The sequence below is a fragment of the Streptomyces sp. NPDC040589 genome (genome assembly GCF_055594445.1).
In genome coordinates, this window is the sequence record NZ_JBVIWP010000005.1 from 652,030 (window position 1) to 673,430 (window position 21,401).

21 protein-coding genes are annotated in these 21,401 nt (G+C 71.4%); 14 read left to right on the top strand and 7 right to left on the bottom strand.

What is annotated here, in order from left to right; all coding sequences use genetic code 11:
• Positions 1-95: 95 nt before the first annotated feature.
• The gene (locus ACZ58V_RS25785; protein WP_468192731.1) at positions 96-1,643 is read left to right on the top strand and encodes a substrate-binding domain-containing protein; all 1,548 of its coding nucleotides are present in this window, start codon (positions 96-98) and stop codon (positions 1,641-1,643) included.
• 120 nt (positions 1,644-1,763) lie between these two features.
• Here ACZ58V_RS25785 and ACZ58V_RS25790 read toward each other — a convergent pair whose 3' ends face one another.
• Positions 1,764-2,519 carry an SLATT domain-containing protein gene (locus ACZ58V_RS25790; RefSeq protein WP_471292629.1) on the bottom strand — a complete coding sequence of 252 codons (756 nt, stop codon included), beginning with the start codon at positions 2,517-2,519 and terminating at the stop codon, positions 1,764-1,766.
• Between the two features lie 268 nt (positions 2,520-2,787).
• Here ACZ58V_RS25790 and ACZ58V_RS25795 point away from each other — a divergent pair, with 268 nt between their 5' ends.
• From ACZ58V_RS25795 to ACZ58V_RS25805, 3 genes are all read left to right on the top strand, one after another.
• Positions 2,788-3,129, top strand: coding sequence for a YbaB/EbfC family nucleoid-associated protein (locus tag ACZ58V_RS25795; RefSeq protein WP_471292632.1), 342 nt, complete (start codon positions 2,788-2,790; stop codon positions 3,127-3,129).
• Positions 3,130-3,247: 118 nt separating this feature from the next.
• Positions 3,248-3,847, top strand: a complete 600-nt coding sequence (recR, locus tag ACZ58V_RS25800; protein WP_003991835.1) for a recombination mediator RecR — start codon at positions 3,248-3,250, stop codon at positions 3,845-3,847.
• On the top strand, positions 3,840-4,499 hold the full coding sequence (locus ACZ58V_RS25805) for a DUF5063 domain-containing protein (RefSeq protein WP_468192727.1): 660 nt from the start codon (positions 3,840-3,842) through the stop codon (positions 4,497-4,499). Before recR ends, ACZ58V_RS25805 begins: the two co-directional genes overlap by 8 nt.
• A 20-nt stretch (positions 4,500-4,519) precedes the next feature.
• On the opposite strand, the gene ACZ58V_RS25810 is transcribed toward ACZ58V_RS25805, so the two are convergent.
• Complete coding sequence (locus ACZ58V_RS25810; RefSeq protein WP_468192726.1) at positions 4,520-4,927, bottom strand: hypothetical protein; 408 nt, start codon at positions 4,925-4,927, stop codon at positions 4,520-4,522.
• 140 nt (positions 4,928-5,067) lie between these two features.
• On the opposite strand from ACZ58V_RS25810, the gene ACZ58V_RS25815 reads away from it, so the two are divergent.
• The 4 genes from ACZ58V_RS25815 (at position 5,068) to ACZ58V_RS25830 (ending at position 7,920) form a co-directional block, all read left to right on the top strand.
• Positions 5,068-5,820 (top strand): helix-turn-helix domain-containing protein, encoded by a 753-nt coding sequence (locus tag ACZ58V_RS25815; RefSeq protein WP_468193026.1) that lies wholly within the window; start codon positions 5,068-5,070, stop codon positions 5,818-5,820.
• Positions 5,817-5,999, top strand: a complete 183-nt coding sequence (locus ACZ58V_RS25820) for a DUF397 domain-containing protein (RefSeq protein WP_468192724.1) — start codon at positions 5,817-5,819, stop codon at positions 5,997-5,999. Before ACZ58V_RS25815 ends, ACZ58V_RS25820 begins: the two co-directional genes overlap by 4 nt.
• Positions 6,000-6,274: 275 nt before the next feature.
• On the top strand, positions 6,275-7,291 hold the full coding sequence (locus ACZ58V_RS25825; protein ID WP_471292637.1) for a hypothetical protein: 1,017 nt from the start codon (positions 6,275-6,277) through the stop codon (positions 7,289-7,291).
• A 50-nt stretch (positions 7,292-7,341) separates the two neighbouring features.
• Positions 7,342-7,920, top strand: coding sequence for a Uma2 family endonuclease (locus ACZ58V_RS25830; protein ID WP_468192722.1), 579 nt, complete (start codon positions 7,342-7,344; stop codon positions 7,918-7,920).
• A 12-nt stretch (positions 7,921-7,932) separates the two neighbouring features.
• On the opposite strand, the gene ACZ58V_RS25835 is transcribed toward ACZ58V_RS25830, so the two are convergent.
• Positions 7,933-8,769: a PhzF family phenazine biosynthesis protein gene (locus ACZ58V_RS25835; protein WP_471292640.1), complete on the bottom strand. Its 837-nt coding sequence runs from the start codon at positions 8,767-8,769 to the stop codon at positions 7,933-7,935.
• A gap of 151 nt (positions 8,770-8,920) precedes the next feature.
• On the opposite strand from ACZ58V_RS25835, the gene ACZ58V_RS25840 reads away from it, so the two are divergent.
• Positions 8,921-9,457: an SgcJ/EcaC family oxidoreductase gene (locus tag ACZ58V_RS25840; protein WP_471292715.1), complete on the top strand. Its 537-nt coding sequence runs from the start codon at positions 8,921-8,923 to the stop codon at positions 9,455-9,457.
• A gap of 6 nt (positions 9,458-9,463) precedes the next feature.
• Here the strand turns inward: ACZ58V_RS25840 and ACZ58V_RS25845 are convergent, their stop codons facing one another.
• Complete coding sequence (locus tag ACZ58V_RS25845; RefSeq protein ID WP_471292643.1) at positions 9,464-10,807, bottom strand: sensor histidine kinase; 1,344 nt, start codon at positions 10,805-10,807, stop codon at positions 9,464-9,466.
• The gene (locus tag ACZ58V_RS25850) at positions 10,804-11,499 is read right to left on the bottom strand and encodes a response regulator transcription factor (RefSeq protein ID WP_471292646.1); all 696 of its coding nucleotides are present in this window, start codon (positions 11,497-11,499) and stop codon (positions 10,804-10,806) included. The genes ACZ58V_RS25845 and ACZ58V_RS25850 overlap by 4 nt, the downstream gene beginning before the upstream one ends.
• A 235-nt stretch (positions 11,500-11,734) precedes the next feature.
• On the opposite strand from ACZ58V_RS25850, the gene ACZ58V_RS25855 reads away from it, so the two are divergent.
• The 4 genes from ACZ58V_RS25855 to ACZ58V_RS25870 all read left to right on the top strand — a co-directional run bounded on the left by ACZ58V_RS25855 (position 11,735) and on the right by ACZ58V_RS25870 (position 16,319).
• Complete coding sequence (locus ACZ58V_RS25855; RefSeq protein ID WP_184594473.1) at positions 11,735-13,027, top strand: aspartate kinase; 1,293 nt, start codon at positions 11,735-11,737, stop codon at positions 13,025-13,027.
• The gene (locus ACZ58V_RS25860; RefSeq protein WP_468192717.1) at positions 13,027-14,112 is read left to right on the top strand and encodes an aspartate-semialdehyde dehydrogenase; all 1,086 of its coding nucleotides are present in this window, start codon (positions 13,027-13,029) and stop codon (positions 14,110-14,112) included. The genes ACZ58V_RS25855 and ACZ58V_RS25860 overlap by 1 nt, the downstream gene beginning before the upstream one ends.
• A gap of 495 nt (positions 14,113-14,607) precedes the next feature.
• Complete coding sequence (locus ACZ58V_RS25865) at positions 14,608-15,183, top strand: SigE family RNA polymerase sigma factor (protein ID WP_468193022.1); 576 nt, start codon at positions 14,608-14,610, stop codon at positions 15,181-15,183.
• 98 nt (positions 15,184-15,281) lie between these two features.
• A complete protein-coding gene (locus tag ACZ58V_RS25870) occupies positions 15,282-16,319 on the top strand; it encodes a hypothetical protein (protein ID WP_471292649.1) in 1,038 nt (345 codons plus the stop codon).
• A 15-nt stretch (positions 16,320-16,334) separates the two neighbouring features.
• Here the strand turns inward: ACZ58V_RS25870 and ACZ58V_RS25875 are convergent, their stop codons facing one another.
• Complete coding sequence (locus tag ACZ58V_RS25875) at positions 16,335-17,123, bottom strand: SURF1 family protein (RefSeq protein ID WP_471292652.1); 789 nt, start codon at positions 17,121-17,123, stop codon at positions 16,335-16,337.
• Positions 17,124-17,303: 180 nt separating this feature from the next.
• Between ACZ58V_RS25875 and ACZ58V_RS25880 the strand changes: the two genes are divergently transcribed.
• Positions 17,304-19,172 carry a S9 family peptidase gene (locus tag ACZ58V_RS25880; protein ID WP_471292655.1) on the top strand — a complete coding sequence of 623 codons (1,869 nt, stop codon included), beginning with the start codon at positions 17,304-17,306 and terminating at the stop codon, positions 19,170-19,172.
• Positions 19,173-19,440: 268 nt separating this feature from the next.
• Here the strand turns inward: ACZ58V_RS25880 and ACZ58V_RS25885 are convergent, their stop codons facing one another.
• On the bottom strand, positions 19,441-21,339 hold the full coding sequence (locus tag ACZ58V_RS25885; protein ID WP_471292658.1) for a potassium channel family protein: 1,899 nt from the start codon (positions 21,337-21,339) through the stop codon (positions 19,441-19,443).
• Positions 21,340-21,401: the final 62 nt, after the last annotated feature.

The window sequence follows — 21,401 nt, forward strand, 5'->3', positions numbered from 1 at the left end:
GCGAATTCAAGCCGACGAAATCCGGATATCCGCTCGTACAGTCGTACGGTGGCCAGACGATCGATTTTGTCCGGGCGGCGGCGGGGGCACCCACGGTGGAGTGGCTGAGCGCGGAGAACCTCGTGGCCGTGGCGACGGCCCTCCTCGGCATCATCGCCTCGGGCGTCATGGTCTGGTACGAGCGCCGGGTGCCGCGCCGCAAACGGGTGGGCTACCGCGTGCAGATGGACAACGCCATCGGCGACGACGTGCGCTCGGGCCGGGCCAACCGCCGTCTCGGCCTGTTCGACGAGGCGCCCGGCATGGCCGACGCGACCCTGGTCCTGCTGCGCATCGAGAACGACGGCTCGCAGGGCATCGACCGCGACGACTACACCGGCCCCGAACTGCACGGCCTGACCGCGGTGTTCGCCGGCCGTACCGTCCGGGGCGTCTCGGTGACCCAGCCGTCGGACACCGACCACCTCATGGACCACTTCACCGCGGCCCGCGGCTTCGCCTACGACGGCAACACCCTGCGCATCCCCCGCGTCCCGCTCAACCGCGGTGACCACTTCAAGCTGCTCGTGCTGCTCACCGGCGGCGATGTCGGCGACGGGATCCGGCTGGTCGGCGGCCTGCGCGACGGCGAGGTGCACCCCAACCGCAGTGCCACGCCGGACGACAAGCCGCCGCTGTTCAGCCGGGCGGCGCGGCTGATCACCATCGCGCTCACGGTGAGCGTGGTCACCCTGGCGGCGATCGTCGTCGTCCAGGACGACACCCCGCCCCCGATCGGCTGCGCGAGCGGCACCCTCACCCTCACCGGCTCGACCGCCTTCGCGCCCGTCCTGCGCGAGGTGGCCGCCAAGTACGAGCGGGACTGCGGCGGCGACCCGGCCATCGAGGTGGACACCCACGGCTCGACGGCCGGGATCCGGGAGCTCGCGGCGGCCGGCGCCGAGGCGGCACGGGACGGGCGGGGCTCCCCGCCCTTGGTGGCCCTGTCGGACGGCCCCAAGCCGGCCGGCCTGCCCGCACTGCGCGAGAACCGGGTGGCGGTGTCCGTCTTCGCGCTGGTGGTCAACGACGACGTGGGCCTGAGGAACCTGTCCACGGCGGACGTACGGCGCCTCTACCGGGGCGAGATCCGCAACTGGAGGCAGCTCGGCGGCCCGGACCTGCCCGTGCACCTGGTCAGCCGGGACGCGGGCTCCGGGACGCGGCAGGTCTTCCAGCGCCGGGTGCTGGGCCGGGGCGAGATCGCCAACTCCTCCGTCGACTGCGTCCACAAGGACGACCCGACGGCGGCCGTCATCCGCTGCGAACTCGACTCCACGGAACAGGTGCTGACCACGGTCGCCGGCCTCCCGGGCGCCATCGGCTACAGCGAACTCAACCTGGCCGCCCGCGCGAAGGGCCTGCACTCGCTGCGACTGGACGGCGACCCCGCCTCCGTCGACGCCATCGAACACGGCACGAGCGCCTACCCGTACCGCGAGATCGAGTACGCCTACACCTACGGCCGGCCCCCGGCCGACTCCCTGGCGTCGAGCTTCCTGACGTACCTCTCCCGCGGCAACGGCCAGGACGTCATCCGCACGCACGGCCACGTGCCGTGCTGGACGCCGGAGGGCCTCACCCTGTGTGCGCAGGACGCTTAGCTGCGGGCATGCGTGCCGCTAGGGGCGGCACGGGTGGGCGCAGCGGCACCTCGCCGCGCCGAGCTGCGCACCCACCCGCGCTCGGCCACAACTCCGAGCACCAGTAGAACCCCGACCAGCTCACCTGGGTTCCGGCGGCCGCTGCCGGGGCATGTTCGGCCGGGCGCTCCCCGGCGGCGGCACGGAGAACCGCCCGTTCACGCCCCCCGCCTCAGCCCCCCGCCCCCCGCCGGACATCACCACCGCCTGCATCCCCACCGGCGCACCCCCGGACCGGAACTCGCCCATCCAGTCCCCGGTCTCCACCCGGACCAGCTCACTCACGTCCTCGGTGAACCTCCGCAGCACCCCGAGGCACCGCTCGGCGGCCTCGGCGGCCGTCCCCTCCGCCGGCCCCAGCACCTCCCGCACGCACTCCGCCGCCCAGTCGAACTGCAACGCCTGCAACCGCCGCTGCACGGCCTGCGCGGTGGCCACGTCCCGCATCCAGCCCGACGTCACCCCGAAGTACCGGTCGGCGGCCACACACGCCACCCCCAGCAGCAGCGCCAGACACCCCCAGGGCGCGACCCCGCCGGCGACCCCGGTCAGATCCAGCAGGGGCAGCGCGACCCCGGTGACCGTCCCCACCGCGGCCCCGCAGCGCAGCACCCGCGCGCACCGCCGCTTCCACACCCGGTCCTCGAGATACCAGGCCGCCGTCCGCAGCGCCCCGCGCTCCACCCACCGGTACAGCTCGTCCAGCCGGACCGCCGGCTCGCCCCAGTCCCCGAGCGGAAAGGCCCGCCCGGTCAGATCGCCCGGCCCCGGCCGGGCCGCCCCCTCGCCCCGTCCGTCCTGAGGCGGCACCTCGGGCTGCATCTCCGGCTGACCCACCCGGCACTCCCAACTGACCACGAACGACCACGCGCGGTCCCAGCCGACTCACCCTGCGCGACGAACGACCCACCTGACGCGCCGGACCCTTCCTACCCCCCAATGGGTGGCGAAGGCGCAGCTTTCGTCTCTTTTCCGCCCGGAAGTATTCCTTGATCCGGTATAGGGCGCGAGGGGGACTCACTCGAAAGAGTGCTGGGGCGACGGCAGGCCTGACCACGTAGGCTCGTGCCGAACGGGAAAACCCGTACCGAGCAAGGAGCTGATCGTGATCCCCGGTGGTGGCCAGCCCAATATGCAGCAGTTGCTCCAGCAGGCCCAGAAGATGCAACAGGACCTGGCGCAGGCACAGGAGGAACTGGCGCAGACGGAGGTCGACGGGCAGTCGGGCGGTGGCCTGGTGACCGCGACCGTCACCGGCGCCGGCGAACTGCGCGCCCTGAAGATCGACCCGAAGGCGGTCGACCCCGACGACACCGAGACGCTGGCCGATCTGGTCGTGGCGGCGGTCCAGGCGGCCAACGAGAACGCGCAGGCGCTCCAGCAGCAGAAGCTGGGCCCGCTGGCGCAGGGTCTGGGCGGCGGCGGCATCCCGGGTCTGCCGTTCTGAGACGCCCGCCGCCTTCCTCGGACGGGCGGCTGACAACTACGGTACGTACGGGAAGGCCGTACGCGACGACCGACCTCGAAGACCCGCAAGTCCTCGAAGTCTCAGGAAGGGCAGTCCGTTGTACGAAGGCGTGGTCCAGGACCTGATCGACGAACTGGGGCGGTTGCCCGGCGTCGGTCCCAAGAGCGCCCAGCGGATCGCCTTCCACATCCTCCAGGCCGAACCGACGGATGTACGGCGCCTCGCCCAGGCCCTCATGGAGGTCAAGGCGAAGGTCCGCTTCTGCGCGACCTGCGGCAACGTCGCGCAGGAGGAACTGTGCAACATCTGCCGCGACACCCGGCGCGACCCCGCCGTGATCTGCGTGGTCGAGGAGCCGAAGGACGTCGTGGCGATCGAGCGGACGCGTGAGTTCCGGGGGCGGTACCACGTCCTGGGCGGCGCGATCAGCCCGATCGACGGGGTGGGGCCGGACGACCTGCGGATCCGGGAGCTGCTGGCCCGCCTGGCGGACGGCACGGTCACGGAGCTGATCCTGGCCACGGACCCCAATCTCGAAGGCGAGGCGACCGCCACGTACCTCGCCCGCATGATCAAGCCCATGGGCCTGAAGGTCACCCGCCTGGCCAGCGGCCTCCCGGTGGGTGGCGACCTGGAATACGCGGACGAGGTCACTCTCGGCCGCGCCTTCGAGGGGAGACGACTCCTAGATGTCTGACGCCACGCTGCACGCGACCGATCAGAACCCGGACGACTTCGCGGTCCAGATCGCGGACCAGGTCGAGAGCTTCCTGGTCGCCGTCACGGAGGTCGCGAAGGGCGACGAGCCGGAATCGGCCGTGCCCTTCCTCCTCCTGGAGGTCTCCCAGCTCCTCCTGGCCGGCGGCCGGCTCGGCGCGCACGAGGACATCGTGCCGGACGAGCGCTACGAGCCCGACTCGGGCCCCGAGCCGGACGAGGACGTGCTCCGCGAGAACCTGGCCCGGCTGCTGGACCCCATCGACGTCTACTCCGAGGTCTTCGACCCGTACGAGCCCCGGAAGGCGCCCGTACCGGCCCGGATCTCCGACGACCTGGCCGACGTCATGGCCGACCTGCGCCACGGCATGGCCCACTACCGCGCGGGCCGCACCACGGAGGCCCTGTGGTGGTGGCAGTTCTCCTACTTCTCCAACTGGGGCTCCACCGCCTCCGCGACCCTCCGGGCCCTCCAGTCGGTCCTCGCCCACGTCCGCCTCAACCAGCCCCTCGCCGAACTCGACGGCCTGGACACGGACCAGGGCATGGGCGACGACACCCTGGAGTTCGAGGCGGGCAGGGTCATGGCGGAGGAGATCGGCGGGCCGCTGGGGATGCGCCCGGCCACGTAGCCGCCCTCGCCCGGGAGCGCTCACCGGCCGACGGCGCCTGCCAAGGCCTCCGCGTCGACGTACGGAGCGGTCGGCGTCGGCTCGCTGTACCACCTGAGCGGCCAGGTGTTCCCCTCCAGCGCCGGGATCCCGATGTACGTGACCGTGACCGTACGGGGGTCCCGGCCGCCCAACCGCTGCACCCCGAGCGGCCATTCCCGTCTCCGTACCGCCCCGGGGGCCAGCAGGAAGTACACCCACCGCGGCCCGCTCGCCTCGCACACGATCGGCCCCGCGTCCCCGTCCGCCGCCTCGACCAGCCACTCGGCGACCAGCTCCCCTCGCACGCCCTCGACCCGGACCGCGTCGAAGTGCACTCCGGTGACGTGGAGTTGATGACCTGCTGCCGGAACCCACTCAGGGCGGTGAATCGCGTTCGTCATGGCCACACCCTCGTACTCAGGCGGCTACGGTCGGTAGCGACAGGTGAGGTACACGCCGTGGTGTAGCCGTCGGAGGTGGGTCTGTGTCGGGCCAGTACAACTCTCATTCCCAGCCGCCGGTCGCCTGGCGGTACAGCGGCAACCAGATGAAGCGCTGGCGCACGAAGGCGAACGTCAGCCGCGAGGAGCTGGCCGCCGCCGCCAACTACTCCCCGGACACGATCAAGTCCATGGAGCAGGGGGTACGCATGCCTACACCCCGCGTCCTCGACACGGCCGACGAGCTGTGCCGGGCCGAGGGGCTGCTGAGCGCGGCCAAGGAGTACTTGCAGAGGGAGAAGTTCCCGGCGCGGGCGCAGGACTTCATGGAGCGGGAGCGGGAGGCGATCAGCCTCTGGTGGTACGAAGCCATGTATATCCCGGGCCTGTTGCAGACCAAGCGCTACGTACAGGCCCTCATCGAGAACCATGTTCCGCCCCTGGACGTGGAGACGGCGGAGGAACGGGTTGCCGCCCGCTTGGAGAGGCAGACGATCCTGACTGATCGGAAGCCGCCGGTGGCTTTCTGCTTCGTCGTCTACGAGGCGGCGCTGCGCAGTCCGCAGGTGGACGAGGAGCAACTGCACCGCCTGCTGGAGGTCTCCCGCATGAGGAATGTCGTGTTGCAGGTCCTGCCCTTCGATCGGGCCATCGCCCCGGCGCTCCTGGGGCCTCTGGTGTTGCTGGAAACCCGTGACCACGAGCGCTTCGCCTACGTAGAAGGCCAGTTGGGGAGCGAACTGACGGCCGAATCAGGGGCTGTCAGCGGCGCCACGGAGCGGCTTAGCATGATCCGCACGCAGGCTCTCAGTCCGGACGAGTCGGCGCGTTTCATCGAGCGGATGGTGAATCAGCCATGAGTGACCAACTGCGCTGGATCAAGTCGAGCTACAGCGACTCCGAGGGCGGCGCCTGCGTCGAAGTCGCCCTCTCTGCCGCCGTCCACGTCCGCGACTCCAAGATCCCCGCGGGCCCCGAGCTCCACCTCACCGAACCCGCGTGGACGGCATTCGTCGCCGCAGTTCAGCCCGAGGCTTGAGCCTCGGGCTTCGAGCCCTTCCTATGGGTTTCTGGGCTGGGAAAATCCAACCCAACCAACCAGGTCTGTAGGTGAGTTGAAGCCGCCTACCTCGAATGGGTGACGTTCCGTGGTCGGCTTGCGCCGGAGCGTGAGGCCGCTCTAGGTTCGCGGCAATAGAACGGCCCCGGTCGGTGCTCCAACACCGGCTCCGGGGCCTGGACCTACTCATCGAGAAGAGTTCGATGGTGGCTTGCGCCTACCCTAGTCCCGCCCTGCCGTCCCCGTCCCACCCCATGGCCAAATCGGGCTACGGCAAACGCCCTGCGGGTGACGAAGACCCGCACAGCGACCCGGACTTCGCACACCTGAGCCCCCGTGACCGCGAGATCGCCGTCTTCGTCGACCATCTCGAAGAGGGCCACGCGATGGGCTACAAGGCGATCGCGTCCGTACACCCCCGCTACGGCCAGCAGGCCGTCCGCACCGCGCTGCGCGGTGTGAGCGACGCCGGCCACTCGCGGCAGATCCGGGAGCACATCACCGTCGAGGACAACTCGATGCGGTGGGTGACCCGGACGTACTGGTCGCGTACGCGCAGGTCACCGGAGTGGTGGGCGGAATTCGCCCGGGAGCGCAAGGGCAGGATCGTCACCGACGACTACCGGCCCGGGCTGGCCAGGACGGATGAGCCCGAGGCGCCTGCGGAGGAGCCCGTCCCGGAGACGGAACCGGAGGCCGGGCCTGAGGCGGAGCCCCAGCCCGGAGCCGCGTACCAGACCCTCGCGGGACTACGTGACGCGGATCCTCGTATGCCGCTGTCCGACTCCGACTGCCGGTCCCTCGAGGCGCTCGTGGGGGAGTGGTTCTCGCGCGGCTCGACCCCCATCGACATCACCAAGGCCCTGACGGACGGGCTCCCGCCCGCCGTGACCAACCCGGGCGGACTCGCCCGCAGACGACTGGAGGACAAGATGCCCCCGAAGAAGGCGAAGATCCGGCAGAAGGCCGCCCCACGCCGGGCCCGCGTGGACCGAGTGATCATGTGCTGCATCTCCTGTGACGCGGACGAGCTGACCACGAAGATCGACGGCGGGGGCATGTGCCCGGACTGTCGAGCCGAGTACGAGGCGGACCTGGCGGCCGAGGCGGCCGGTCAGCTGGACGCCGGATACGTCCCTGCCACCTTCCTGGCCGACCCCGACCCCGACCCCGACCCCGACCCCGTCTACGAGTTCGTCGATGTCGCACGCCGCGCGGCTGAGGTGCGTGCCGCGGGCGGCCTGCGCTCCAGGACCGGGAGGGCGCTGTGAGCGTGCGGGAGGCCCCGGTCGGGGCACCATGGAGTCGAGGAGGCGACGCCATGACCCCCAGGACCGAGCACCGGCCGCAGATGACCGTCGAGGAGTTCGAGGAACTGGAACGCCATGCTCCGGAGACCGTCCGGCTGGAGTTCATCGCTGGAAGGGTCCAGGTCAAGGCAGTGACGGACGGCAACCACGACCAGATCATCGCCTGGTTGCAGAGACTGTGTATGCAGCATCGACCTGAACTGTGGCTCTACGGGGACCGCGGCATGAAAGTTGAGAGCTACCGCAAGGGGCGGGCACGTCCGGACGGTGTCCTGGCTCCGTTCGGGTTCGCGAAGGGGCATGGGGACTGGTCAGAGACCGCTGGCGTGCTCATGGCCGTGGAAGTCACGTCGTACGACTCCGACACCCATCAGCGCGACCGGGTCGAGAAGCCCGCCGCCTACGCGGCCGCGGGCATCCCCGTCTACCTCCTCGTCGACCGCGACGACGCGTCGATCGTCGTGTTCAACCAGCCCGAGAACGACCGCTACCGCCACGAGGAGAAGCTGCCCTTTGGCGCCACCGTAAAGCTCCCTGACCCGGTGAACCTCACCCTCGACACCGAGCCGTTGAAGGAGCTCGCCGACTGAGGCCGGGGCCGCTCAGAGCCGTACGGCCGGGCCGGTCACGGCGATTCCGGTGTCCGTCTCCGCCGGCACCGTCACCGTGATTGTGCTCGGCCGCCCCATGTCCACGCCCTGGTGGACCGTCAGGGCGGCCGGGGTCGGTACGAGGCCCAGTTCCCGCAGATAGCCGCCGAACGCGGCCGCCGCCGCCCCCGTGGCCGGGTCCTCGACCACACCGCCGGGTGGGAACGGGTTGCGGGCGTGGAACACGGTGGTCGACTCCCGCCAGACCAGGTCGATCGTCGTCCAGTCCCTGCGGGCCATGAGGGCGGTGAGCGCGGCCATGTCGTAGTCCAGGCGGGCCAGCCGCTCCCGGCTCGCGGCGGCGAGGACCGGGTGCCAGGCTCCGGCGAAGGCCGCCCGGGGAGGCAGTGCCGGGTCCAGGTCCGCCTCGGACCAGCCCAGGATCGCCAGCAGCTCGGCCAGGTCGCCCGCCTCGATCGGTGCCGTACGAGGGGCGACGCTGACCAGGGTCGCCACCAGGGTGCCGTCCGCCGACCGGTCGGTGGTGACGGTGACCTGGCCCGCCGCGGTGCGCAGCAGCAGACGCCCGGTGCCGTGCCGCTCCGCTTGGGCCACGGCCATGGCGATCGTCGCGTGGCCGCAGAACGGCACCTCGGCGAGCGGGCTGAAGTACCGCACGTCCAGGGTGCCGTCGCCGGACGGCACCACGAACGCCGTCTCGGAGTAACCGACTTCGGCCGCCGTCGCCAGCATCGCCGCGTCGTCGGCCCCGGTGGCGTCCAGCACCACACCTGCCGGGTTTCCGCCCCGGGGATCCGTGCTGAACGCCACGTAGCGCAATATCTCCATGCGCAGACGGTAGCGCCCGTCCCCTCGGTCACACCGCGTGTTTTGGAGGCTCCTTGTACGACCCCTGTACGCGGGCTGCACGGGCCCTAACCGGTGAAACGCGAGTCTGGAGTCACTTCACCAACTCCCCTCGATCGCACCGGAGATGACGATGCCCCGCCGCCCCGCAGCCACCTCCATACGCAAGCGCGTCGCCGTCGCCACCGCCGTGGCCGTCGTCGCCGCGGGCACCTTCGCCGCCGGTGCCGGGGTCGCCGGAGCCGACTCCGGGAGCAAGGGCAAGAAGTCCGCCAGGACCATCACCGAGGCGCAGGTGCTCGGGCTGTTCGACAGCTGGAACGCCGCGCTGCGGACCGGCGACCCGCGGAAGGTCGCCGACCTGTACGCGAAGGACGCGGTCCTGCTGCCGACCGTCTCCAACAACGTCCGCACGGACAGAGCCGAGATCGTCGACTACTTCGAGCACTTCCTGCGGAACAAGCCGTCCGGGAAGAAGATCGAGTCCGTCGTCGACGTGCTCGACCGGGACACCGTGATCGACACCGGGGTGTACGAGTTCACGCTCACCGACCCCGGGTCGGGCGAGAGGAGCAACGTCAAGGCCCGCTACACGTACGCCTACGAGAAGCAGCCGAACGGCACGTGGCTGATCGTGAACCACCACTCCTCGAAGATGCCGGAGGGGTGAGCCGCCTCAGCCGCCGCCCCGGTGGGACGCCGCCCGGAGCGTGATCGTCACGCACAGGCCACTGCCATGGGGCGCGTCCGTAAGCGCCACGGTCCCGCCGTCGTCCGTCGCCAGTTGCCGGACGACGGCGAGGCCCAGGCCGGAGCCGGACTTCCCGGTCAGGCCCTGGCCGCGCCAGAAACGGTCGAAGGCGCGGGACTTCTCGGCGTCCGACATGCCGGGCCCCTCGTCCAGGACCGACACCCCCACCACATCGCCCCGGGGGTCCACCCGCACGGTGATCGTCCCGCCGTCCGGTGACACCTCCAGGGCGTTGGAGAGCACGTTGTCCAGCATCTGGTCCAGATGACCGGGACTGGCCAGCACAGACGGCCGGCCGTCGATACTCCCCCTGAGCGCGATGGTGACTCCGCGCTCGTCGGCGGCCGGTCTCCACACGGCGAGCCGCTCCCGTACGAGGTCCATCAGCGGGAGCGGCTCGGCCGCCGCCACCTTGGCCTCGGCCCGGGCCAGCACCAGCAGGCCGTTGACCAGCCGGCTCATGCGCACCACCTCGGCCGTCGCCTGCTCCACGTCCTCGCGTACGAAGTCGTCGTCCACACCGTCCGCGATGTTGTCCAGGGACAGCCGCAGCGCGGTGAGCGGGGTGCGCAGCTGGTGGGACGCGTCCGCCACGAAGATGCGCTGGGCGGCGATCAGCGTGTCCAGGCGTTCCGCGCCCTGGTTGAGGGTGCGGGCGAGGGTCTGGGTCTCCGGCGGCCCGGTCACCGGGGAGCGAGCCGTCAGGTCGCCGTCACTGAACTTGCTGGCCATGTCGTTGAGCTGCCGCAGCGGCCGGGTGATACGGCGGGCGGCGAACGCGCCGATCGCGGCGGCCGCCGCGAGCACGATCACCGCGAGCCCGGCCCGGAAGCCCCAGATCTGCCAGAGCCGCCTGGTCATGTCCGAGGTCGAGTAGACGATCCTCACGGCCGCGTCCCCCCGCGCGGGGACGGTGACCTTCAGGTGCTCGCCCCAGACGAAGTCGGAACCCCAGTCCGTCGTCACCTGGTTCTTCTCCGTGGCCCGGGTCAGCGCCTCGTCCGCGGCGGGCTCCGGCAGCTTCGGGTCACAGGAGGCGGTGGGGGTCGCCTGTACGTCGCCGTACGCCCTGGCCACCTGGGTCAGGGCCTCGCACGAGGCGCCGGTGCCGTTGCTCAGCAGCAGCGCCATCGTGTTCGCCTCGCGCAGGACGGACTGCCTGGTGTCGTCCCGCAGCTGCTTGGTGAGGGTGAACGCGACCGGCACCGTGAACAGGAGGATGGCCACCGCGACCAGGAGGATGTAGCTCCGGATGAGCTGCCGGTTCATGAAGCCCCGTCGTCCTTGGCGATCTCCAGCCGGAAGCCCACCCCGCGCACCGCCTCGATCGCGATCGCCCCCGCGAGCTTCCGCCGCAGCGCCGCCACGTGCACGTCCAGCGTCTTGGTCGGCCCGAACCAGTTCGCGTCCCAGACCGCTTCCATGATCTGCTCGCGCGACATCAGCGCCCCGGGCTCCTCGGTGAGGAAGGCCAGCAGGTCGTACTCCTTGGGCGCGAGGGCCACCTCCTCGCCGTCGAGGCGCACCCGGGCCGCCTTGCGGTCGATCGTCAGGCGCGTGCCGTAGCGGTCGGGGCCGGGCGCGGGGGCGCCCGCCGCGGGCGTACGGGCCTGCGTGCGGCGCATGACCGCCCTTATTCGGGCGATGACCTCCCGCACGCCGAACGGCTTGGAGACGTAGTCGTCCGCGCCGAGCTCCAGGCCCACCACCCGGTCCGTCTCGTCGCTGCGGGCGCTGATCACGATGATCGGGATGTCGCCGCGCCCGCGCAGCTCCTTGCAGACGTCCAGGCCGTCGGTGTCGGGCAGACCGAGATCCAGCAGGACGACGTCGTAGGGGCCCTCGTGCCGCAGCGCCGCCGCGCCCGTGGTCACCCACTCGACCTCGAAGCCGTAGCGCCTCAGGCCACGGCGCAGGGATTCGGCGACCGGTTCATCGTCTTCCACCAGGAGTACGCGCACAGCCGAACCCTAGTGCTTGAAAGTTGTCTTACCGAGGTCGGCCGAGCGGCGATTGTGACGCCGGGCACTTTCTCGCGTGGCCTGTGCCCAGGTGGGCATGAGCAGCTCTGAGCGAGTACCCCGGAAATCTCACCATGCGATATCGCGGAAGGGATTTTCGGACGCTCGATAGACTGAGCCGACCGCGGTACGAATGCGTATGAGCGGATAGAGACGGATTGAGCGAGGAGCGCACGTGGGCCTTGTCGTGCAGAAGTACGGAGGCTCCTCCGTAGCCGATGCCGAGGGCATCAAGCGCGTCGCCAAGCGAATCGTGGAAGCGAAGCAGAACGGCAACCAGGTGGTTGCCGTGGTTTCCGCGATGGGCGACACGACGGACGAGCTGATCGATCTCGCCGAGCAGGTATCCCCGATGCCTGCCGGGCGCGAGCTCGACATGCTGCTGACCGCCGGAGAGCGGATCTCCATGGCGTTGCTGGCCATGGCGATCAAAAAGCTGGGCCACGAGGCCCAGTCGTTCACCGGCAGCCAGGCAGGTGTCATCACCGACAGGGTCCACAACAAAGCGCGCATCATCGATGTCACGCCGGGCCGGATCAAGACCTCGGTGGACGAGGGCAACATCGCGATCGTGGCGGGTTTCCAGGGCGTCAGCCAGGACACCAAGGACATCACCACCCTCGGCCGCGGCGGCTCCGACACCACGGCGGTGGCTCTCGCCGCCGCCCTCGACGCCGACGTCTGCGAGATCTACACGGACGTCGACGGCGTGTTCACCGCCGACCCGCGTGTGGTGACGAAGGCCCGGAAGATCGACTGGATCTCCTTCGAGGACATGCTCGAACTGGCGGCGTCCGGGTCGAAGGTGCTGCTCCACCGCTGCGTGGAGTACGCCCGCCGGTACAACATCCCGATCCACGTCCGGTCCAGCTTCAGCGGACTCCAGGGCACCTGGGTCAGCAGCGAGCCGATCGTCCAGAAGACGCAGCAGCAAGGGGAAAAGCAGGTGGAGCAGGCTCTCATCTCCGGTGTCGCGCACGACACCTCCGAGGCCAAGGTCACGGTCGTCGGTGTGCCGGACAAGCCGGGCGAGGCGGCTTCGATCTTCCGTACGATCGCCGACGCCGAGATCAACATCGACATGGTCGTGCAGAACGTGTCCGCGGCCTCCACGGGCCTGACGGACATCTCCTTCACGCTGCCGAAGACCGACGGCCGCAAGGCCATCGACGCGCTGGAGAAGAACAAGGCCGGCATCGGCTTCGACTCCCTGCGCTACGACGACCAGATCGGCAAGATCTCCCTGGTCGGCGCCGGCATGAAGACCAACCCGGGTGTCACGGCCGACTTCTTCAAGGCGCTGGCCGACGCGGGCGTGAACATCGAGCTGATCTCGACCTCCGAGATCCGCATCTCGGTCGTCACGCGCGCCGACGACGTGCCCGAGGCCGTCCGTGCCGTGCACTCCGCCTTCGGGCTCGACTCCGACAGCGACGAGGCAGTCGTCTACGGAGGCACCGGCCGCTGATGGCCCACCTCCGACAGGACGCCCGGACCGGCAGGTCCGGGCGTCCGACGCTTGCCGTGGTGGGCGCGACCGGTGCCGTCGGCACGGTCATGCGCCAGATCCTGTCCCAGCGGGCCGACGTCTGGGGCGAGATCCGGCTGATCGCCTCCCCCCGCTCGGCCGGCCGCAAGCTGGCCGTGCGCGGCGAGGAGACCGAGGTCATGGCGCTCACCGAGGAGGCCTTCGACGGGGTCGACGTCGCCATGTTCGACGTCCCCGACGAGGTCGCCGAGCGGTGGGCGCCGCTTGCCGTCGCCAAGGGCGCGGTGGTCGTCGACAACTCCGGCACGTTCCGGATGGACCCGGACGTGCCGCTCGTCGTGCCCGAGGTCAACCCGCACGCCGTGCGGATGCGGCCGCGCGGGATCATCGCCAACCCCAGCTGCACGACGCTCTCCATGATCGTGGCCCTGGGCGCGCTGCACGCCGAGTTCGGGCTGCGGGAGCTCGTCGCCTCCTCGTACCAGGCGGTCAGCGGCGCCGGGCGCGCGGGCGTGGCCACCCTGCGCCAGCAGCTCTCCCTGGTCGCCGGCTCGGAGCTGGGCACCAGCCCCGGTGACGTACGGCGGGCCGTGGGGGACAACACCGGGCCGTTCCCTGAGCCGGTCGCGCTGAACGTCGTGCCCTGGGCCGGTTCGGCACGCGAGGACGGCTGGTCCTCCGAGGAGCTGAAGGTGCGGGACGAGTCCCGCAAGATCCTCGGCCTGCCCGATCTGCCCGTGGCCGTCACCTGTGTCCGGGTGCCGGTGATCACCACGCACTCGCTGACCGTGCACGCCCGCTTCGAGGGCGAGGTCACCGTCGACAAGGCCCGCGAGATCCTCGCCACGGCGCCCGGTGTCGTGTTGTTCGACAACCCGGCCGCGGGGGAGTTCCCGACCCCCGCCGACGTCGTCGGCACCGACCCGACCTGGGTCGGACGGGTGCGGCGGGCGCTGGACGACCCCACGGCGCTCGAACTCTTCGTGTGCGGGGACAACCTGCGCAAGGGCTCCGCGCTCAACACCGCGCAGATCGCCGAGGTGGTGGCGGCCGAGCTGTCCTGACCCTCGCGGCCGCGAGAACCTCCGACCGCCGAGGTGGGCGGTTTGTAGGATCTGTGTGCGACATGTGAGCTGATCGATGGTCCGGACCACTTGTCCGCGGCGCTTCGGCATCAGAGGATTTATCTCCCCGTCCTCCGCAACCGTGCGGAGGGCGGGGAGCGTCTTTGCGGTCGCCCTTCGGCCGTGCAAGCGCTTCATCAGGCGTGGGGACGCCTGGATCCGGGCGTGGGGACGTCCGTTCACAATTGGACATAGGGGAAGAGCGGGACGCATGAGGGCATTTGACGCACCATCTGTTGTGCTGCCTGACGCGGGTAGACCGTCGACGGCGACGGTCGGCGTGAAAGTGACGCCCGGCACGTACAACCCTCACCGGGGTCAGCGTGTCCAACAGGCGTGGCAGAGGTACTCGACTTCAGCGCGGCACGCGGCGCGGTCCTTCGACCGCCCCGTCCGGCGGCTTTCCGACCCCGCATGGCCGGTACGCCCGGTGGCATGCCGGTGATCGCGCCCGTGCCCGCAGCGCGGCCGGCCCGCATACCGAACCAGCGCGACGGTGCCGAGGACGAAGCGGCGGCCGGCACCACCGTCGACCACCTCACCGAGACCTACCGCGCGCACTACCGCTCGCTGCTGGGTCTCGCCGCCCTCCTCCTCGACGACACCGCCTCCTGCGAGGACGTCGTCCAGGAGGCCTTCATCAGGGTCCACTCGGCCCGCAAGCGGGTCCGCGAACCCGAGAAGACCCTGGCCTACCTGCGGCAGACGGTCGTCAACCTCTCGCGTTCCGCGCTGCGCCGCCGCATACTCGGCCTGAAGCTGCTGTCGAAGCCCATGCCCGACATGGCCAGTGCCGAGGAAGGCGCCTACGACCAGCTGGAGCGCGACTCCCTCATCAAGGCGATGAAGGGTCTGCAGCGCCGCCAGCGCGAGGTGCTGGTGCTGCGCTACTTCGCGGACATGACCGAGGCGCAGGTCGCCGAGACCCTCGGCATATCCCTGGGCTCGGTCAAGGCGTACGGCTCGCGCGGCATCGCGGCGCTCCGGCTGGCCATGGAGGCGCCGGCATGAGCGCCTCGGACAGCGCGGGCCGTGACGGGCCCGACCGGCACGAGCCGGCCGGGCCGCACGGGCAAGATCCGAAGCAATCGCACGCTGGGAACGCAACTGTGAATCACGGCCCCGACGACCAGAGCCCCGAGGGGTTCGACTCGGACGAGCTGGACCTGCGCTCGATGCTGCACCAGGTGGTGCAGGAGGTGGAACCGCGCGACGGCACGCTGGAGTATCTCCGCAAGGCGGTGCCCCAGCGGCGGACCCGCAAGCGGCAGGCCGTCGTCGGCGTGGCCGCCGCCTGCCTCTTCATCGGCACGGCCGTCCCCGCGCTCGTGCACGTCTCCAACTCCACCGGCTCCGACGCCAATCCGTCCGCCATCGGCCATGCCTCCGAGACCCAGGGCGGCGCGAGCGAGGGCAAGGGACCGGACGGCGGGGAGAGCAGTACGGGCAGTTCCGCCGGCAAGACCGAGAGCAAGGAAAAGGGCGAGAAGAAGGAGCAGGACAAGGGCAAGGGCACCGGCGCCGCCACCGGCGCGACCCAGGGCGCCGACCCCTCCTCCACGACCGCCGCCGGCATCGCGGCGTGCACCGCGGCCCAGCTCGGCCCCGCCGCCGGCAGCAGCGCCGCCCCCGACTCCACGGGCGCGGTCTACGGCTCCTTCCGCGTCACCAACGTCTCCGCGGCGAGCTGCACGGTCACCGGCACCGGCTCGGTGAGCGCGCTGCCGCAGGGCACGGCCGACATCAGCAAGGTCAGCACCGCCCGGCACGCGGCCGGGGACGCGGCGGCGGGCCTGCCCGACCCGTCCCTGGAGGCCGCCCAGCTGGTGCTCGCGCCCAGAGCCGCCTACGACGTGAAGTTCGCCTGGGTCCCCACGGAGACCTGCCCCACCCCCGGCGGCAGCGTCGGCGGCCCCGGCGACCCCAGCCCCGAACCCACCCCGTCGGGCGACACGACGGAGACGGGCGGCACCTCCACCGGCGGCGACACGGGCACGGCCCCGCAGCTGGCCACGGAGGACGGTACGACCGACGGCAGCGTGGCGGTGACGTACACGCCGGGTACCGGCTCGGGCGCCGGCTCGGTCACGGTGTCCAACGCGTGCGCGGGGACCGTGTACTGGACGGGAGTGCTGGCGGGCGCGTAGAGCATCGGGGCGCGGTCAGACGGCCGGCGCCCGCTGCTCTTCCTCCTCCTGGACCAGGCCCAGCTCCGCGTCCCGCGCGAACTCCACCTCGCGCCGCAGCAACCGGAACCACATGAAGATCACGAACCCGACGAAGGCGAACCACTCGGCGGTGTAGCCGAGGTTCTGGAACGCCTTCAGGTCCAGCCCCGAGTCCGGCGGGGCGCTCGCGGGCACCGCCTTCATGCCCGAGTCGCCCTTGGCGAGCGTGACCCACGCGTCGTACACGTCGTACGGCACCAGGTTCACCAGGGACGCCGCGCTGATCGCCGCGGTCTGCCCGGACGGCAGGCCGCCCTGCGCGCTGACGCCGTTGTCGCCCGGGGTCTCGGACGCCTGGAGCGCCCCCGTGACCGTGACCTCACCGGTGGGCGGGGCGGGGGCCTCGGCCGCGTCCGGTGCGCCGGGCAGCCAGCCGCGGACGACCGGCAGCGCCTCGCCCGAGTCGGTGCGCAGCAGCGTCAGGACGTAGTACCCCTGCTTGTCGTCGAGCTCCCGGCCCGGTACCAGCAGCTGCTTGCCGTAGCGGCCGGTCGCGGTGACCTGCTTGCCGGACGTCGCCTTGGTCACCGGCAGCATCTCGGCGAGCGGCCGCGGCGCCTCGTGCCGGGCCTCGGAGACCTGCTCGGTCGCGGTGCGGTGGTCCTGCACGCGGTCCTCGAACCGGCCCAGCTGCCAGGACCCCATGAAGATGCAGAAGGGGATGGACAACAGCACGAAGACGTTGATCCCCCACCATCGGGGCGTCAGCAGAAACCGGTACACACCCCAAAGGTACGGGGCTGCCCGAAGGGTCCGGACTGCGGGGTGGGCGCCGTTCGATACCGCTCGGCCGGGTGCTCCCGGGGCATTCCCTGACCTGCCGGGAAGGGGGACCGGTGGAGGTTATCCACAGGCTGGGGGCCTCGGCAGCGCGATGTCGGTCGAGGCGGGCAGTATGGGGTCATGACTGAGAGCAACGCGTCCGATGCGCGGGACCAGCGGGACCGGCACGAGCAAGTGGTACAGGCGGGACAGCAGGAGCGGATGCCGGACTGGGAGAAGCGCTTTCGCGCCCCCCGGGTGTCCCTGCCCGACTGGGCGGAGGACGCGCCGGACCGCTCCCTGTTCGTGTCGAACGCGACAGGGACGTACGAGCTGTACGCGTGGGACCGCTCCACGGGCGCCCAGCGCCAGGTGACGGACCGGCCGAACGGCACGACGGACGGTGTGCTGTCGCCGGACGGCGCGTGGATCTGGTGGTTCGACGACAAGGACGGCGACGAGTTCGGCGTGTGGCGCCGCCAGCCGTTCACGGGCGGCGCGGACGAACCGGCCGCCGCGGGTCTTGAGGCCTCCTACCCGGCGGGCCTCGCCCTCGGCCGCGACGGGCGCACGGCGGTCGTGGGCCGCTCGACGGACGAGGACGGTACGACGATCCACCTCGTCCGCACCGGCGAGGAGCCGGTGGAGATCTACCGTCACCGCGAGTCCGCCGGCGTCGGCGACCTGGCCCACGACGGCTCGCTCATCGCCGTCGAGCACACCGAGCACGGCGACGCGATGCACTCGGCCCTGCGCGTCCTGCGCCCCGACGGCACCCCGGTCGCCGACCTCGACGACACCGAGGGCGGTACACGCGAGCTCGGCCTGGAGGTCCTCGGCTTCGCCCCCGTCGACGGCGACACCCGCCTCCTCATCGGCCACCAGCGACGCGGCCGCTGGGAGCCCCTGGTGTGGGACGTGGCCACGGGCGAGGAGACGGACCTGGCGCTGGAGCTTCCCGGCGACGTCAGCGCCGAGTGGTACCCGGACGGCACGGGCCTGCTCATCGTGCACGGCTTCGAGGCCCGCAGCGAGCTGTTCCGCTACGACCTGGCGAGCCGCGCCCTGACGGAGATCCCGACCCCGCCCGGCACGGTCTCCGGCGCCACGGCCCGGCCCGACGGCAGCGTGGAGTACCTGTGGTCCTCGGCCGCCGAACCGTCGGCGCTCCGCTCCACGACGGGCGGTGTCGTGCTCGACCCGCCCGGCATGAAGTCCCCCGGCTCGGTGCCGGTGGAGGACGTGTGGGTGGAGGGCCCCGGGGGCCGCATCCACGCGCTGGTCCAGAAGCCGAAGGGCACCACCGGCCCGCTCCCCACGGTCTTCGACATCCACGGCGGCCCGACCTGGCACGACAACGACTCCTTCGCGGCGGGCCCGGCGGCCTGGGTCGACCACGGCTACGCGGTGGTCCGGGTCAACTACCGCGGCTCGACGGGCTACGGCCGTGCCTGGACCGACGCCCTGAAGCACCGCGTGGGCCTCATCGAACTGGAGGACATCGCCGCGGTCCGGGAATGGGCCGTCAGCTCCGGCCTCGCCGACCCCGACCGCATCGTCCTCACCGGCGGCTCCTGGGGCGGCTACCTCACCCTCCTCGGCCTCGGCGTCCAGCCCGACGCGTGGACGCTGGGCATCGCGGCGGTCCCCGTCGCCGACTACGTCACGGCGTACCACGACGAGATGGAAGCGCTGAAGGCGATGGACCGCACGCTGCTCGGCGGCACGCCCGAGGAGGTCCCCGACCGCTTCGAGGCGTCCTCTCCTCTGACCTACGTCGACCAGGTCAAGGCCCCGGTCTACATCTCGGCCGGCGTCAACGACCCCCGCTGCCCGATCCGCCAGATCGAGAACTACGTCAAACGCCTGGAGAAGCGGAGCGCGATTCACGAGGTGTACCGCTACGACGCCGGGCACGGGTCGCTGGTGGTGGACGAGCGGATCAAGCAGGTGCGGTTGGAACTGGAGTTCGCGGAGAGGCACCTTAAGGGGCGGGGGAGCGCCCAGTAGCTCGGGAGCGCGGGTGGTGTGGCGGCTGCGGCCGCATCGTGGCTGATCGCGCGGTTCCCCGCGCCCCTGGGGTGCTGCGCAACCCGCGCTGCCACCCGCGGGCATGAGTGCCTCCCCCAGTGCCTCAAGGGCCTGGGAGGTGCCCCCAGGGCGGCACGGGTGTGCGGTGGGGGTCCCCCTGGGCGGTGGGGGAGGCACCCCGCTGCGCCGGGTCGCGCCACGCCCCGGCCTCAGCCCCATCGCCGAGCACCTTGAACACAGCTCGGCGTCACGCCCCCGCCCGCTCCCGCCTCCTCCGCCCCAACAACTCCGCCAACCCCCGCCGAGTCGCCGCCAGCACCACCCGATCCCCAGCCCCCAGCACATACGAAGGAGGCAGATCCCACACCAGCCCCGAAGCCGGCGCACCCTCTTCCTCCGCACTCTCCCCTTCGCCCCGCCGCCCCCCAGGAGGCGCCGTATTGAGTGCCAGCACCCGCCAGGCCCCCGCCCGGAACGCCTCCGCCACCGTCCTGCCCTCCAGCTGCGGATGCCCGGCCACCTCCACCTCCGCGAACAGCAGCACCCGCCGCTCCACCGGAATCGCCCCCAGGATCTGCCGCCCCATCATCGCCCCGGCGAAGGCGGGCGCGGCCAGATGGGACACACTCCGGCTCCGGGTGAGGGCGAAGGGATGCGCGGCCCGCAGCGTCCGGTACACGGCGGTCGCGAAGTCGTCGTCGTACAGCCGCAGCACGACCCGCAGATCGGGCCGCACGGACCGCGCGTACAGCGAGGCCTCCAGATTCGTCGTGTCCGCACTGGTCAGCGCCAGCAGGGCGTGCGCCCGGTGGATCTTGGCCGCCTCCAGCACCCCCTCCTGCGTGACATCCCCGAGCACCACCGGCACCCGCAGCCGCCGCGCCGTGGCCATCCCCCTGGCCTCCGGGTCGGACTCGACGCACACCACGGGAATGTGCAGCTCACGCAGCCGCGTCAGCACCCGCGTCCCGATCTTGCCGAGCCCGAGCAGCACCACGTGCCCGCCGAGCCCCCGCGGCGGCTTGCGCAGGGTGGACGCGCTGCGGAACGTGCCCAGGGCCTCCAGCACCGCGGCCAGCAGCACCGGCAGCAGCAGCAACCCGACCAGCCCGGACAGCAGTTGCAGGACCTGCCGCCCGGTCGACGCGTGGTACGCGGGATCGTTGATGCCGAAGAGGTCGAGGAGCGTGACGTACGTGGCGTACAACGGATGCTCGCCCGTCACGAACATGAACGCGACGGCGAGCGCGAGCACGCACCCGACCAGCCCCGCCAGCGACCACCGCAGCCGCCGCGAGAACAGCGAGGCGAACGGCGGCACACCACCGCCCCGCCCGGAGGACAGGGACGGCCCGGAGTACGACACCTGCTCCAGGACGACGGTCCCCCGTCCGGTCGCGGACGCCACCGCCATCTCGTCCGGCAGCAGTTGAGGCCCGTGCTCCCCGCTGGTCTCTGAACCGTCCGCACCGGCCGGGTCGTTGCTCGTCGCGGACAGCAGCGCCAGGGTGCACAGCCCCGGGTCGGCCACCTCACCCGGCCGCGGCGGCTGCCGCTCCACGGCCCGCAGGACGAGCCCTTCCGTCTGGACGACCTTGCTGGTGCCGACGAGGGCGGTGGCGGCCAGCGCGGGCGCGGCCGTGTCGGCGTCGGACAGCACGGTCGTCGAGGTGTCCACGTCCGTGCCCGGTCCCGCCCCGGAGGCCACGACCGCGGTCTGGTCGAGCAGTTCCTCGATGTGCTGCCCCAGCCGCCGGTTGTAGAGCCGCAGTACGAGTCTCAGGCCCGGGTTGATCCGGCGGGCGGTGAGGGCGGCGCGGATGTTGGTCTCGTCGTCGTCGTACACGAGTGCCAGAGCCGCCGCCCGGTCGGCGCCCACCTCGGTGAGCACCGCCTCGGTGATCTCGGCGGCCTCCACGACCTGTTCGTTCGCGGCCGGTTCGGCGGCGCCGCCCGTGCCCGTCCGGTTGACGGCCGCGCTGACCCGGTCGAACAGCGCCGCGGAGGCGGCCCGGGCCCGTCCGACCACCGGCTGCCGCACCCGGCGCCCCGACGGCGGCACGACGAGCGTGACCTGTTCGCCGTAGACACCCCGGAGTTCGGCGGCCAGCCGATGGGCGAGCCCGTCGTCACCGCATACGACCATGTGCGTGGCCGGTTCACCTGGCTGACCTTGATTCGGAACGCTCCCCACAAGGGAGAAGACTG